Source organism: Pseudomonas sp. COR18 (genome assembly GCF_048568395.1).
GTDB lineage: Bacteria > Pseudomonadota > Gammaproteobacteria > Pseudomonadales > Pseudomonadaceae > Aquipseudomonas > Aquipseudomonas fuscovaginae_B.
In genome coordinates this window covers 1,330,419-1,344,913 of the sequence record NZ_CP183808.1, presented here as the reverse complement: position 1 = coordinate 1,344,913, position 14,495 = coordinate 1,330,419, and the positions used below count along the sequence as shown (strand labels likewise).

Annotated in this window: 11 protein-coding genes; 10 read left to right on the top strand and 1 reads right to left on the bottom strand. The window is 63.0% G+C overall.

Going from position 1 to position 14,495, the window contains the following annotated elements; genetic code table 11:
* Window positions 1-158 precede the first annotated feature (158 nt).
* From lptF to pdxJ, 9 genes are all read left to right on the top strand, one after another.
* Window positions 159-1,277 carry an LPS export ABC transporter permease LptF gene (gene lptF, locus ACM62G_RS06295; RefSeq protein WP_054059221.1) on the top strand — a complete coding sequence of 373 codons (1,119 nt, stop codon included), beginning with the start codon at window positions 159-161 and terminating at the stop codon, window positions 1,275-1,277.
* Window positions 1,270-2,331 carry an LPS export ABC transporter permease LptG gene (gene lptG, locus ACM62G_RS06290; protein WP_273826470.1) on the top strand — a complete coding sequence of 354 codons (1,062 nt, stop codon included), beginning with the start codon at window positions 1,270-1,272 and terminating at the stop codon, window positions 2,329-2,331. Before lptF ends, lptG begins: the two co-directional genes overlap by 8 nt.
* Window positions 2,332-2,500: 169 nt before the next feature.
* Window positions 2,501-4,300 (top strand): translation elongation factor 4, encoded by a 1,800-nt coding sequence (gene lepA / locus ACM62G_RS06285; protein WP_020481066.1) that lies wholly within the window; start codon window positions 2,501-2,503, stop codon window positions 4,298-4,300.
* 5 nt (window positions 4,301-4,305) lie between these two features.
* A complete protein-coding gene (lepB, locus tag ACM62G_RS06280; RefSeq protein ID WP_054059219.1) occupies window positions 4,306-5,160 on the top strand; it encodes a signal peptidase I in 855 nt (284 codons plus the stop codon).
* A gap of 66 nt (window positions 5,161-5,226) precedes the next feature.
* Window positions 5,227-5,604: a DUF4845 domain-containing protein gene (locus ACM62G_RS06275; RefSeq protein WP_054059218.1), complete on the top strand. Its 378-nt coding sequence runs from the start codon at window positions 5,227-5,229 to the stop codon at window positions 5,602-5,604.
* Window positions 5,601-6,290, top strand: coding sequence for a ribonuclease III (rnc, locus tag ACM62G_RS06270; RefSeq protein WP_054059217.1), 690 nt, complete (start codon window positions 5,601-5,603; stop codon window positions 6,288-6,290). The genes ACM62G_RS06275 and rnc overlap by 4 nt, the downstream gene beginning before the upstream one ends.
* Window positions 6,283-7,185 carry a GTPase Era gene (gene era / locus ACM62G_RS06265; RefSeq protein ID WP_017904943.1) on the top strand — a complete coding sequence of 301 codons (903 nt, stop codon included), beginning with the start codon at window positions 6,283-6,285 and terminating at the stop codon, window positions 7,183-7,185. Before rnc ends, era begins: the two co-directional genes overlap by 8 nt.
* A 112-nt stretch (window positions 7,186-7,297) precedes the next feature.
* The gene (gene recO, locus ACM62G_RS06260) at window positions 7,298-7,987 is read left to right on the top strand and encodes a DNA repair protein RecO (protein ID WP_054059216.1); all 690 of its coding nucleotides are present in this window, start codon (window positions 7,298-7,300) and stop codon (window positions 7,985-7,987) included.
* Between the two features lie 103 nt (window positions 7,988-8,090).
* The gene (gene pdxJ / locus ACM62G_RS06255) at window positions 8,091-8,837 is read left to right on the top strand and encodes a pyridoxine 5'-phosphate synthase (protein ID WP_054059215.1); all 747 of its coding nucleotides are present in this window, start codon (window positions 8,091-8,093) and stop codon (window positions 8,835-8,837) included.
* A gap of 1 nt (window position 8,838) precedes the next feature.
* Here the strand turns inward: pdxJ and mltF are convergent, their stop codons facing one another.
* Entirely contained in the window at window positions 8,839-10,299 is a 1,461-nt protein-coding gene (gene mltF, locus ACM62G_RS06250; RefSeq protein WP_054061883.1) for a membrane-bound lytic murein transglycosylase MltF, read from the bottom strand.
* A 286-nt stretch (window positions 10,300-10,585) separates the two neighbouring features.
* Here mltF and purL point away from each other — a divergent pair, with 286 nt between their 5' ends.
* Window positions 10,586-14,494 carry a phosphoribosylformylglycinamidine synthase gene (purL, locus tag ACM62G_RS06245; protein ID WP_419736873.1) on the top strand — a complete coding sequence of 1,303 codons (3,909 nt, stop codon included), beginning with the start codon at window positions 10,586-10,588 and terminating at the stop codon, window positions 14,492-14,494.
* The last annotated feature ends 1 nt before the right edge of the window (window position 14,495 follow it).

Here is a 14,495-nt window from a genome sequence, read left to right as displayed (position 1 = left end):
CAACCCTGCGTTGCAGCTTTGCGTGCGCGGTTGAGCGTGCGCAGTGACAGGGGCGGTCAATCACAGGATAATGCGCCATCCTTTCGGGTGGCTCGCAGTGCAGGCCGCCCTGTTTGCTTGTTTGGCCGCCTTAGCCTGACAACCCTGGAGTGTCTGGTTTGATCGTCTTTCGTTATCTGTCTCGCGAAGTCCTGGTTACATTGAGTGCCGTCAGCGCCGTCCTGCTGGTGATCACCATGAGCGGGCGCTTCGTCAAGTTTCTCGCCCAGGCCGCTTCGGGTGCCCTGGACCCGGGTTCGCTGTTCCTGATCATGGGGTTTCGCCTGCCCGGCTTCCTGCAACTGATCCTGCCACTGGGTCTGTTCCTCGGGATTCTGCTGGCCTATGGCCGGTTGTACCTGGAAAGCGAGATGACCGTGTTGTCCGCCACGGGCATGAGCCAGCAGCGGCTGCTCGGCATGACCATGGCTCCGGCATTGCTGGTGGCGCTGCTGGTGGCCTGGCTGAGCCTGTCCCTGGCCCCCCAGGGCGCCTACCAGTTTCAACTGGTGCTGAACAAGCAGGATGCCCTGACCGAGTTCGACGTCCTGGAGCCGGGGCGCTTCCAGGCATTGAATGACGGTTCGCGCATCACCTACACCGAAAAGCTCTCCGATGACCGTTCCCATCTGGGTGGCGTGTTCATTTCCGAGAAGCGCCTGGGCCAGGACAAGAAGGACCGTGGTATCTCGGTGCTGGTTGCCGACCATGGCCGCCTCGAGGTCAAGCCGGACGGCAATCGTTTCCTGGTCCTGGAGGATGGCTATCGCTATGACGGCAGCCCGGGGCAGGCCGACTACCGGGTGATCAAGTACGACACCTACGGCGTACAGATGGACAAACCGGAAATCAGCAACGAGGTGACCGACCGCGATGCACTGGCCACCCACGACCTGTGGGGCAGCAGTGAGCGCAAGTCGATTGCCGAGTTGCAATGGCGCCTGTCGTTGCCGCTGCTGGTGTTCATCGTCACACTGATGGCGGTGCCGCTGTCGCGGGTCAATCCGCGTCAGGGGCGCTTCCTCAAGCTGCTGCCGGCGATTCTGCTGTACATGGCCTACCTGACCATGCTGATTTCCGCCCGCGGCGCCCTGGAGAAGGGCAAGCTGTCGCCGCTGCTCGGCCTGTGGTGGGTGCATGGGCTGTTCCTGGCGATCGGCCTGGGACTGCTGTATTGGGAACCGTTGCGTTTGAAGCTGGCGAGTCGTCGCGGCATGAAGGAGATGGCTCGTGGTTAAGCTCGACCGCTACATTGGCAGTGCCGTGTTCATGGCGATCCTGGCCGTGCTCGGGATCATCCTCGGCCTGGCCTCGCTGTTCGCCTTCATCGACGAGATGGGCAACATCAGCGATACCTACACCTGGGGCGACGTGCTCAGCTTCGTGCTGCTGACCGCGCCACGACGGGTCTACGACATGCTGCCGATGGCCGCGCTGATCGGTTGCCTGATCGGCCTGGGCAGCCTGGCCAGCAACAGCGAACTGACCATCATGCGCGCGGCGGGCGTGTCCATCGGGCGTATCGTCTGGGCGGTGATGAAGCCCATGCTGGTGCTGATGCTCGTCGGTGTGCTGGTAGGCGAGTACGTGGCGCCGGTCACCGAAAGCAAGGCCCAGGCCGACCGGGCGCTGGCCCAGGGTTCCGGCGATGCCCAGAGTTCCAAGCATGGCTTGTGGCACCGCCAGGGTGACGAGTTCATCCATATCAACGCCGTGCAGCCCAATGGCCTGCTCTACGGGGTGACCCGCTACCAGTTCGACGACCAGCGGCGTCTGCAATCCTCGAGTTTCGCCAAGCTGGCGCGCTTCGAACAGGATCACTGGAACCTGACGGACGTGACCACCACCCATTTCCGTGGTGATCACACCGAAGTCATCAACACGCCGCAGGAGACCTGGGGCGTGTCCCTCCAGCCGAACCTGCTGAGCACCGTGGTGATGGTGCCCGAGGCGCTTTCGATCAGTGGTCTGTGGAGCTATATCCACTACCTGGCGGACCAGGGGCTGGCCAACGGTCGCTACTGGCTGGCGTTCTGGGTCAAGATCCTGCAACCTTTGGTCACTGCGGCACTGGTGCTGATGGCTATCTCGTTCATCTTCGGTCCGCTGCGGTCGGTGACCCTCGGTCAGCGGGTGTTCACCGGGGTGCTGGTCGGTTTCACCTTCCGCATCGCCCAGGACCTGCTCGGCCCGTCGAGCCTGGTGTTCGGCTTCCCGCCGCTGTTCGCGGTGCTGGTGCCGGCGGGGATCTGTGCGATTGCCGGCTTCTGGCTGCTGCGACGCGCCGGATAGACGCCTCGCACCGCTCGGGATAGCCCGAAAAAAGCCTCTGCCGACCGGCAGGGGCTTTTTTGTACCTGTCGCCCCGCCGGTTGACGTGACGCCTTGCTTGCGCATCAGGTACAATTCCCGGCTATTTTTCGGCGGGCAGTCTGCCTGCAACCTTTTTGAGTGTTGACCCGTGAGTGATTTGAGTCATATCCGCAATTTCTCCATCATCGCCCACATTGACCATGGCAAGTCGACTCTGGCCGATCGCTTCATCCAGATCTGCGGCGGCCTGGCCGAGCGCGAGATGGAAGCGCAGGTGCTGGATTCCATGGACCTCGAGCGCGAGCGCGGGATCACCATCAAGGCCCACAGCGTTACCCTGTACTACAAGGCCAAAGACGGCATCACCTACCAGCTGAACTTTATCGATACCCCGGGTCACGTCGACTTCACCTACGAAGTCAGCCGTTCCCTGGCGGCCTGTGAAGGTGCCTTGCTGGTGGTCGACGCCGGCCAGGGTGTCGAAGCCCAGTCCGTGGCCAACTGCTACACGGCGATCGAGCAGGGCCTGGAAGTCATGCCGGTCCTGAACAAGATCGACCTGCCGCAGGCCGAGCCGGAGCGGGTGAAGGAAGAGATCGAGAAGATCATCGGGATCGACGCCACCGACGCCGTCACCTGCAGTGCCAAGACCGGCCTGGGGGTCGACGAGGTGCTCGAGCGCCTGGTGACCACCATTCCTGCACCGGAAGGCAATATCGACGATCCGCTGCAGGCGCTGATCATCGACTCGTGGTTCGACAACTACCTGGGCGTCGTGTCCCTGGTGCGTGTGCGCCACGGCCGCGTGAAGAAGGGCGACAAGATCCTGGTCAAGTCGACCGGCAAGATCCACCTGGTGGACAGCGTCGGCGTCTTCAACCCGAAACACACCGCCACCGCCGACCTGAAGGCGGGCGAGGTGGGCTTCATTATCGCCGGCATCAAGGACATTCACGGGGCGCCGGTCGGTGACACCCTGACTCTCAGCTCGACGCCTGACGTCGACGTGCTGCCGGGCTTCAAGCGTATCCAGCCGCAGGTCTATGCCGGCCTGTTCCCGGTCAGTTCCGACGACTTCGAGGACTTCCGCGAAGCCCTGCAGAAGCTGACCCTCAACGATTCCTCGCTGCAGTACACCCCGGAAAGTTCGGATGCACTGGGCTTCGGTTTCCGTTGCGGCTTCCTCGGCATGCTGCACATGGAGATCATCCAGGAGCGCCTGGAACGCGAATACGACCTGGACCTGATCACCACCGCGCCGACGGTAATCTTCGAGCTCAAGCTCAAGAACGGTGAAACCATTTACGTCGACAACCCGTCCAAGCTTCCGGACCTGTCCGCCATCGAGGACATGCGTGAGCCGATCGTACGGGCCAACATCCTTGTGCCGCAGGAGCACCTGGGTAACGTCATTACATTGTGTATCGAAAAGCGCGGGATCCAGCACGACATGCTGTTCCTCGGCTCACAGGTGCAAGTCACCTACGATCTGCCGATGAACGAAGTGGTCCTGGACTTCTTCGACCGTCTCAAATCCACCAGTCGCGGCTATGCTTCGCTGGACTATCATTTCGATCGCTACCAGTCGGCCAACCTGGTCAAGCTGGACGTGCTGATCAATGGTGAGAAGGTCGACGCCCTGGCGTTGATCGTGCATCGGGACAACGCGCACTACAAAGGCCGTGCGTTGACCGAAAAGATGAAAGAACTGATTCCTCGTCAGATGTTCGACGTTGCCATCCAGGCCGCCATCGGCGGCCAGATCGTGGCGCGGACAACCGTCAAGGCGCTCAGAAAGAACGTACTGGCCAAATGCTACGGCGGTGACGTGAGCCGTAAGCGCAAGCTGTTGGAAAAGCAGAAGGCCGGTAAGAAACGCATGAAGCAAGTAGGTAACGTGGAAGTTCCACAGGAAGCCTTCCTTGCGGTGCTCAGGTTGGATAGTTAGGTCCTATGTCACTAAATTTCCCGCTGTTGCTGGTCATTGCCGTCGCTGTCTGCGGTCTGTTGGCGTTGCTCGATCTGGTCTTTCTGGCTCCACGGCGGCGGGCGGCGATCGCCAGCTACCAGGGCAGTGTCGCGCAGCCTGACGTGGCCGTGGTCGAGAAGCTGAACAAGGAGCCCTTGCTGGTCGAGTACGGCAAGTCCTTCTTCCCGGTGCTGTTCATCGTGCTGGTGCTGCGCTCGTTTCTGGTTGAGCCGTTCCAGATTCCATCCGGCTCGATGAAACCGACCCTGGATGTGGGTGATTTCATCCTGGTGAACAAGTTCTCCTACGGGATTCGCCTGCCGGTGATCGACAAGAAGGTGATCCCGGTCGGTGATCCGCAGCGCGGGGATGTCATGGTGTTCCGCTATCCGAGCGATCCGAACGTCAACTACATCAAGCGTGTAGTCGGGCTGCCGGGTGACACGGTGCGCTACACCAGCGACAAGAGGCTGTTCGTCAACGGTGAGTCGGTGGCCGAGCAACTGGTGGGCAACGAGCCGGGCATGCTGGGCAGTGCCGAACTCTATAAAGAGAAGCTGGGCGCCGTCGAGCACCTGATCCGCAAGGAAATGGGCCGTTATCGCGCGCCGCCGGATCACGAGTGGAAAGTACCGGCCGGCCATTACTTCATGATGGGCGACAACCGCGACAACTCCAACGACAGCCGCTACTGGGATGACCCCAACATTCCCAAGGAGCTGCTGGGCATGGTTCCCGACGAGAATATCGTCGGCAAGGCCTTCGCGGTCTGGATGAGCTGGCCTGATCCCAAGTTCAGCCGCATGCCGACCTTTTCGCGTGTCGGCTTGATCAAGTAGCCCAAACGGCGCTGTTGAATACAGCGCCGAATGCTTTTCAGGTACTTGAAGACGATGAGAGTGACTATGCGGTCCGCCGCTTCCCAGAAGGGCCTGTCGTTTGTGGGCTGGTTGCTGGCCCTCGCGCTGGTGGCCTTCGTCAGCAGCACGGCATTCAAGGTGGTTCCGTTTTACCTCGACTATCTGTCGATGAAGAAAATCATCATGTCGGTGGAAACCGACAAGGCGGCGGACGTGACCACCGTCAACGACTTTTACACCCATGTTGCCCGTGGCATGCAGGTCAACAGTATTCAGGATGTGGATTTGAACAAGGCGTTAAACGTAACGGTGGAGGGCAGCCGATTTCTTGCCCATCTGAAATACGAGCAGCGCGTCGCGCTGATCCAGAATATCGATCTGGTGGTGAAATTCGACCACGAATTCAGCGTGGGTAAACCGTGAGCCTGTCCCTGAGCCGTCTCGAGCGCAAGCTCGGCCATACCTTCAAGGACCAGGAGCTGATGCTCCTGGCCCTGACACACCGCAGCTTTGCCGGGCGCAACAACGAGCGCCTGGAGTTCCTGGGCGATGCGATCCTCAACTTCGTGGCTGGCGAGGCGCTGTTCGAGCGTTTTCCCCAGGCCCGCGAAGGTCAGTTGTCGCGTTTGCGCGCACGCCTGGTAAAAGGTGAAACACTGGCCGTACTGGCCCGTGGTTTCGAACTGGGCGACTACCTGCGCCTGGGTTCCGGCGAGCTCAAGAGCGGCGGTTTCCGCCGCGAGTCGATCCTGGCCGACGCCCTGGAGGCCTTGATCGGTGCGATCTACCTGGATGCCGGCATCGAAGTGGCCCGTGAGCGCGTGCTGGCCTGGTTGGCCTCGGAGTTCGACAGCCTGACGCTGGTCGATACCAACAAGGACCCCAAGACCCGCCTGCAGGAGTTCCTGCAATCGCGGGCCTGCGAGCTGCCGCGTTACGAAGTGGTGGATATCCAGGGTGAGCCGCATTGCCGGACCTTCTTCGTCGAGTGCGAAGTCACCCTTTTGAACGAGAAGAGCCGTGGGCAGGGCGTCAGCCGTCGTATTGCCGAACAGGTGGCGGCCGCTTCAGCACTGATCGCCCTGGGCGTGGAGAATGGCAATGACTGATTCAACTGCAACACGCTGCGGCTATGTCGCCATCGTTGGCCGGCCGAACGTGGGCAAGTCCACGCTGCTGAACCACATTCTCGGACAGAAGCTGGCGATCACCTCGCGCAAGCCGCAGACCACCCGCCACAACATGCTCGGGATCAAGACCGAAGGCGAGATCCAGGCGATCTACGTCGACACCCCGGGCATGCACAAGAGCAACGAGAAGGCGCTCAACCGCTACATGAACAAGACCGCCTCGGCGGCCTTGAAAGACGTCGACGTTGTGATCTTCGTCGTCGATCGTACCCGCTGGACCGATGAGGACCAACTGGTCCTGGAGCGTATCCAGTACGTCGAGGGCCCGGTGATCGTTGCCCTGAACAAGACCGACCGGATCGAGGACAAGGCCGAGCTGATGCCGCACCTGAGCTGGTTGCAGGAGCAGTTGCCGAAGGCGCAGATCGTGCCGATCTCCGCGCAGCAGGGGCACAATCTCGATACCCTGGAAGGCCTGATCGCCCAGCATCTGCCAGAGAACGAGCACTTCTTCCCGGAAGACCAGATCACTGACCGCAGCAGCCGTTTCCTCGCCGCCGAACTGGTGCGCGAGAAGATCATGCGTCAACTGGGGGCGGAACTGCCCTACCAGATCACCGTCGAGATCGAGGAGTTCAAGCAGCAGGGCGCCACCTTGCACATCCATGCGCTGATCCTCGTCGAACGCGATGGTCAGAAGAAGATCATCATTGGTGACAAGGGTGAGCGGATCAAGCGCATCGGCAGCGAAGCACGCAAGGACATGGAGCTGCTGTTCGATTCGAAGGTCATGCTCAACCTGTGGGTCAAGGTGAAGGGCGGCTGGTCCGATGACGAGCGTGCCCTGCGTTCGCTGGGCTACGGCGACCTCTAACTCTTCCTGTAGGAGCAGGGCTTGCCCGCGAGACAGGTCCCGCCGACCTGTCTCGCGGGCAACTGATCTCGATTGGCCTCTCCCACAAGTAAAAGCTCCCCCGCGAGGCTTCATGTCCGCCAATCCTCCACCCGGCCAACCGGCCTATGTCCTGCACTCCCGCGCCTACCGCGAAAACAGCGCCCTGGTGGATTTCATCACGCCCCAGGGCCGGCTGCGCGCGGTGCTGCGCAATGCGCGGGGCAAGGCCGGAACCCTGGCGCGGCCGTTCGTGCCGCTGGAGGTCGAGTTCCGGGGGCGTAGCGAACTGAAGAATGTCGGCCGCATGGAGAGCGCCGGGGTTGCCGTGTGGCTGAGCGGCGACGCGCTGTTCAGCGGTCTCTACCTCAACGAGTTGCTGATCCGCCTGCTGCCTGCCGAGGATCCGCACCCGGCACTGTTCGAGCATTACGCCCTGACCCTGCTGGCCCTGGCCGAAGGCCGTCCGCTGGAGCCGCTGCTGCGTTCATTCGAATGGCGGCTGCTGGACGATCTCGGTTATGGCTTTGCCCTGAACGTGGACCTCCATGGCGAGCCACTGGCAGCGGACGGCATGTATCGGCTACAGGTCGACGCCGGTCTGGAACGGGTCTACCTGTTGCAGCCCGGGCTGTTCCAGGGCAGTGAGCTGCTGGCGATGGCCGAGGCTGACTGGAGCGCGGTCGGCGCTCTTTCTGCGGCCAAGCGGCTGATGCGCCAGGCGCTCGCCGTGCATCTGGGTGGCAAGCCGCTGGTCAGTCGCGAGTTATTCCGCAAACCCTGAGCGGGCAGGGCGGCTGCGTGAATTTGATCGATGGAACTGAACGTGCGGGCCTGCGTCCCGTGTATGCTGTGGGGCGAATCTTCCACTCTTCAGGAGCCTTTCCGTGAGCACCAGCACCCGCATCCTTCTCGGCGTGAATATCGACCACGTTGCCACCCTGCGTCAGGCCCGGGGCACCCGCTACCCTGATCCGGTCAAGGCCGCGCTGGACGCCGAGGAAGCCGGAGCCGATGGCATCACCGTGCACCTGCGCGAAGACCGCCGCCATATCCAGGAGCGCGACGTGTTGCTGCTCAAGGATGTGCTGCAAACCCGTATGAACTTCGAGATGGGTGTGACCGAGGAAATGATGGCGTTTGCCGAGCGCATCCGTCCGGCCCACATCTGCCTGGTGCCGGAAACCCGCCAGGAACTGACCACCGAAGGCGGCCTGGACGTGGCCGGTCAGATCGAGCGGATTCGGGCGGCGGTCGAGCGCCTGAGCCGGATTGGCAGCGAGGTGTCGCTGTTCATCGATGCCGACGAGCGGCAGATCGCGGCAGCCAAACAGGTTGGCGCTCCGGCGATTGAACTGCACACCGGGCGTTATGCCGATGCCGAAACCCCGGCCGAGGTGGCCGAGGAGCTGAAGCGTATCGCCGATGGCGTGGCGTTTGGCGTGGGCCAGGGGTTGATCGTCAATGCCGGGCATGGCCTGCACTACCACAACGTCGAGGCGGTGGCGGCGATTGCGGGGATCAACGAGCTGAACATCGGCCATGCGCTGGTGGCTCATGCGCTGTTCGTCGGCTTCAAGGGGGCCGTGGCGGAAATGAAGGCGCTGATCCTGGCGGCTGCGGCCAAGGCCTGACTCAGAGCTGCGACGGCTGCTCGGTCGGCTTGGTCTTGTCCACGCCCGGTATGTGCAGCGCACCTTCGGCGACCTGGCTGCCCTCCAGCTGCGGCTGGGTCACCCAGGTCAGGATGTCGTAGTAGCGGCGGATGTTGGCGACGAAATGCACCGGCTCGCCGCCCCGGGCATAGCCGTAGCGGGTCTTGCGATACCACTGCTTCTGCGAAAGGCGTGGCAGCATCTTTTTCACATCCAGCCACTTGTTCGGGTTCAGCCCTTCGTTTTCGGCGAGCTTGCGCGCGTCGTCGAGGTGACCGCTGCCGACGTTGTAGGCCGCCAGGGCGAACCAGGTGCGATCCGGCTCCTCGATCTTCTCGTCGAGCTGGTCCTTCATGTAGGCCAGGTACTTGGCGCCGCCGATGATGCTCTGCCTGGCATCCAGGCGGTTGGACACGCCCATGGCCTGGGCAGTGCTCTGGGTCAGCATCATCAGGCCGCGCACGCCGGTCTTGGAGGTGACGTCCGGCTGCCACAGCGATTCCTGGTAGCCGATGGCCGCCAGCAGGCGCCAGTCGATCTTTTCTTCCTTGGCCGCGGCCTGGAAGTGCTTCTCGTACTTGGGCAGGCGCTGCTGCAGGTGCTGGGCGAAGGTGTAGGCGCCGACATAGCCGAGGACATCGACGTGCCCGTAGTAGCGGTCCTTCAGGCGTTGCAGGGTGCCGTTCTTCTGCACCTTGTCGAGGTAGGCGTTGACCTCGTTGAGCAGGCTGTTGTCGTCGCCGGGAGCCACGGCCCAGCGCTGGTTGCGGGCATCGCCGAGGTCGAAGGCGACCCTGACGTTGGGGAAGTAGACCTGGTTCATCGCCACTTCGTTGGAATCCACCAGGGTCAGGTCGATCTGCCCCTCGTCGACCATACGCAGCAGGTCGACGACTTCGACCGCGTCGGATTCTTCGTATTCTATTGCGGGATTCTGCTTTTTCAGTTCGGCCAGCTGTTCGGCGTGGGTGCTGCCCTTCAGAACCGTGATGCGTTTGCCGGCCAGGTCCGCAGGCGTGGTGGGGCGTGGCTGGCCATTGCGGTAGATGATCTGCGGGGTGACTTCCAGGTAAGGATGGGAAAAGCGCGCCTGCTGCTGGCGCTCGTCGCTGCCCACCAGGCCGGCGGCCGCCAGGACCGGGCCGTTGGGTTTGCCCAGTTGGCCGAACAGATCGTCGAGGTTGTCGGCCGTTTCGATCTCGAGCTTGACCCCCAGGTCATCGGCAAAGCGTTTGACCAGCTCGTACTCGAAGCCGGTTTCGCCGTTGCGATCCTGGAAATAGGTGGCTGGACTGTTACGGGTGATCACGCGCAGTACGCCATCCTCCTTTACGCGCTCGAGCGTGCTGGGTTTCTCAACACAGGCGCCGAGCATCAGGAAGAGTCCGGTTGCGATGAGCCACTTGGCACAGCGCTGGCGGAAAGCAGTTTGGGAAAACATGTGCGCAGTATACGCAAAGGACCTCGGCCGCCATATCTCGACAGATGGGTGCCGGTCTGCTAGCGAATCCCGGGCAGGGCTGCAGGCCTCTGGAATGGGGCCTCGCGATAGCGCCGAAGAGCAAAAATAACCGTCTTGAATGCCTTTGATGCCTTTTAATAATAAGCAGCGAGGCGTGAATCGACATCCGGCCTGCGCGAGGATGCCGTTTCGGGTGCCGTCGCGGGCGGTTTAGGCTAGAATGCACGGCCTCAAAGCACACCCCCTTCCCGAGGCTGTCCCGAAGATGTTGATCCTGCGCGGTGCTCCTGCCCTTTCCGCCTTTCGCCACGGCAAACTTCTCGAGCAACTGAGCCAGAAAGTTCCGGCTGTCAGTGGCCTGTATGCCGAGTTCGCCCACTTCGCCGAAGTGACCGGCGACCTGACCGGCGACCTGACCGGCGACGAACAGCAAGTGCTGGCCCGTCTTCTGAAATACGGCCCGAGCGTGCCGGTTCAGGAGCCAAGCGGTCGTCTGTTCCTGGTGCTGCCGCGTTTCGGCACCATTTCGCCCTGGTCGAGCAAGGCCAGCGACATCGCCCGCAACTGTGGCCTGGGGAAAATCCAGCGTCTGGAGCGCGGTATCGCCTTCTACGTGGCCGGCCAGTTCAGCGAGGCCGAGGCCGAACTGATCGCCGCCAGCCTGCATGACCGCATGACCCAGATCGTCCTGGGCAGCCTGGAGCAGGCCGCCGGCCTGTTCAGCCATGCCGAGCCGAAGCCGCTGACCGCGGTCGATATCCTCGGTGGCGGCCGCGCCGCGCTGGAGAAGGCCAACGTCGAGCTGGGTCTGGCCCTGGCCGAAGACGAAATCGACTACCTGATGAACGCTTTCACCGGCCTTGCGCGCAACCCGCATGACATCGAACTGATGATGTTCGCCCAGGCCAACTCCGAGCACTGCCGTCACAAGATCTTCAACGCCAGTTGGGATATCGACGGCGAGAGCCAGGAAAAAAGCCTGTTCGGCATGATCAAGAACACCTACCAGATGCACAACGAAGGTGTCCTGTCGGCCTACAAGGACAACGCCTCGGTGATCGTCGGCAACGTCGCCGGCCGTTTCTTCCCGGACCCCGAAACCCGCCAGTACGGTGCGGTGCAGGAGCCGGTGCACATCCTGATGAAGGTCGAGACCCACAACCACCCGACCGCCATCGCGCCGTTCCCTGGCGCCTCCACCGGTTCCGGTGGCGAGATCCGTGACGAAGGTGCCACCGGTCGCGGTGCCAAGCCGAAGGCCGGCCTCACCGGTTTCACCGTCTCCAACCTGCAGATCCCCGGCTTCGAACAGCCTTGGGAAGTGCCGTATGGCAAGCCCGAGCGTATCGTCAACGCCCTCGACATCATGATCGAAGGCCCGCTGGGCGGCGCCGCGTTCAACAACGAGTTCGGCCGTCCGGCCCTGACCGGCTACTTCCGTACCTTCGAGCAGTCCATCAACACCCCCCACGGCGAAGAAGTGCGCGGCTACCACAAGCCGATCATGCTCGCCGGCGGCATGGGCAACATCCGTGCCGAACACGTGCAGAAGGGTGAAATCAGCGTCGGCGCCAAGCTGATCGTGCTCGGCGGCCCGGCGATGCTGATCGGCCTGGGCGGCGGTGCGGCCTCGTCGATGGCCACCGGTACCAGCTCGGCCGACCTGGACTTCGCCTCGGTGCAGCGCGAAAACCCGGAAATGGAGCGTCGTTGCCAGGAAGTGATCGACCGCTGCTGGCAGTTGGGCGACCACAACCCGATCCGCTTCATCCACGACGTGGGTGCTGGCGGTCTGTCCAACGCCTTCCCGGAACTGGTCAACGACGGCGACCGCGGTGGCCGTTTCGAACTGCGCAACGTGCCCAACGACGAGCCGGGCATGGCCCCGCACGAAATCTGGAGCAACGAGTCCCAGGAGCGCTACGTACTGGCGGTCGACGCGGCCGACTTCGAGCGTTTCAAGGCGATCTGCGAGCGTGAGCGTTGTCCGTTCGCGGTGGTCGGCGAGGCCACTGCCGAGCCGCAATTGACCGTCACCGACAGTCACTTCGGCAACAGCCCGGTGGACATGCCGCTCGAAGTGCTGTTGGGCAAGCCACCGCGCATGCACCGTTCGGTCAAGCGCGAAGAGGAATTGGGCGACGATTTCGATCCGAGCAGCCTGGCGCTCGCCGACAGCATCGAGCGCGTCCTGCACCACCCGGCCGTGGCCAGCAAGAGCTTCCTGATCACCATCGGCGACCGCACCATCACCGGCCTGGTCGCCCGTGACCAGATGGTCGGCCCCTGGCAGGTGCCGGTAGCCGACGTGGCCGTCACCGCCACCAGCTTCGACGTCTACACCGGTGAAGCCATGGCCATGGGCGAGCGCACTCCGCTGGCCCTGCTGGATGCCCCGGCGTCCGGTCGCATGGCGATCGGCGAGACCCTGACCAACCTGGCCGCCTCGCGTATCGGCAAGATCTCCGACATCAAGCTGTCGGCCAACTGGATGTCCGCTGCCGGCCATCCGGGTGAAGACGCGCGCCTGTACGACACCGTGAAGGCGGTCGGCATGGAACTGTGCCCTGAGCTGGGCATCACCATTCCGGTGGGCAAGGACTCCATGTCCATGGCCACCCGCTGGAAGGACGACGGCGTCGACAAGAGCGTGACCTCGCCGCTGTCGCTGATCGTGACCGGCTTCGCCCCCGTGACCGACATCCGCAAGACCCTGACGCCGGAACTGCGCATGGACAAGGGCACCACCGACCTGATCCTGATCGACCTGGGTCGTGGCCAGAACCGCATGGGCGCCTCGATTCTCGCCCAGGTGCACGGCAAGCTCGGCAAGCAGGCGCCGGACGTCGATGACGCCGAAGACCTGAAGGCCTTCTTCGCGGTGATCCAGGGCCTCAACGCCGATGGTCACCTGCTGGCCTACCACGACCGTTCCGACGGCGGTCTGCTGGTCAGCGCCGTGGAAATGGCCTTCGCCGGCCACTGCGGCCTGAACCTGACCCTCGATGGCGTCGCGGAAACCGCCGCTGACATCTCGGCCATCCTGTTCAACGAGGAACTGGGGGCGGTGATCCAGGTTCGCCAGGACGCCACCGCCGAAGTGCTGGCGCAGTTCAGCGCTGCCGGCCTGGGCGAGTGCGTCTCGGTGATCGGCCAGCCGTTGAACAACGGTGAGATCAGCATCAGCTTCAACGGCGAAACCGTGTTCAGCGGCGAGCGTCGCCTGCTGCAGCGCCAGTGGGCGGAAACCAGCTACCGCATCCAGCGCCTGCGCGACAACGCCAACTGCGCCGACCAGGAATTCGACGTCCTGCTCGACGAGAGCAACCCGGGCCTGAGCTACAAGACCAGCTACGACGTGAACCAGGACGTCGCTGCGCCGTACATCAAGAAGGGCATCCGCCCACAGGTGGCGGTACTGCGCGAACAGGGCGTCAACGGCCAGGTGGAGATGGCGGCGGCGTTCGACCGTGCCGGTTTCAGCGCCATCGATGTGCACATGAGCGATATCCTCGCCGGTCGCGTCGACCTGAACGCGTTCAAGGGCCTGGTCGCCTGCGGCGGCTTCTCCTACGGTGACGTGCTGGGCGCCGGCGAAGGCTGGGCCAAGTCGGCACTGTTCAACAGCCGTGCCCGCGATGCCTTCCAGGGCTTCTTCGAGCGCAGCGACAGCTTCGCCCTTGGCGTGTGCAACGGTTGCCAGATGATGTCCAACCTGCACGAGCTGATCCCGGGCAGCGAGTTCTGGCCGCACTTCGTGCGCAACCGTTCCGAGCAGTTCGAGGCACGGGTGGCGATGGTGCAGATCCAGGAGTCGAACTCGATCTTCCTGCAAGGCATGGCCGGTTCGCGCATGCCGATCGCGATCGCCCACGGCGAAGGTTATGCCGAGTTCGAAAGCGAGGAAGCGCTGCTGCAGGCCGATCTGTCGGGTTGCGTGGCCATGCGTTATGTCGACAACCACGGCAAGGTCACCGAGACCTATCCGGCCAACCCGAACGGCTCCCCGCGCGGGATCACCGGCCTGACCAGCCGCGACGGTCGCGTCATGATCATGATGCCGCACCCTGAGCGGGTCTTCCGTGCCGTGCAGAACTCCTGGCGTTCGGACGACTGGAGTGAAGATGCACCGTGGATGCGCATGTTCCGTAACGCGCGCGTCTGGGTGAACTGAG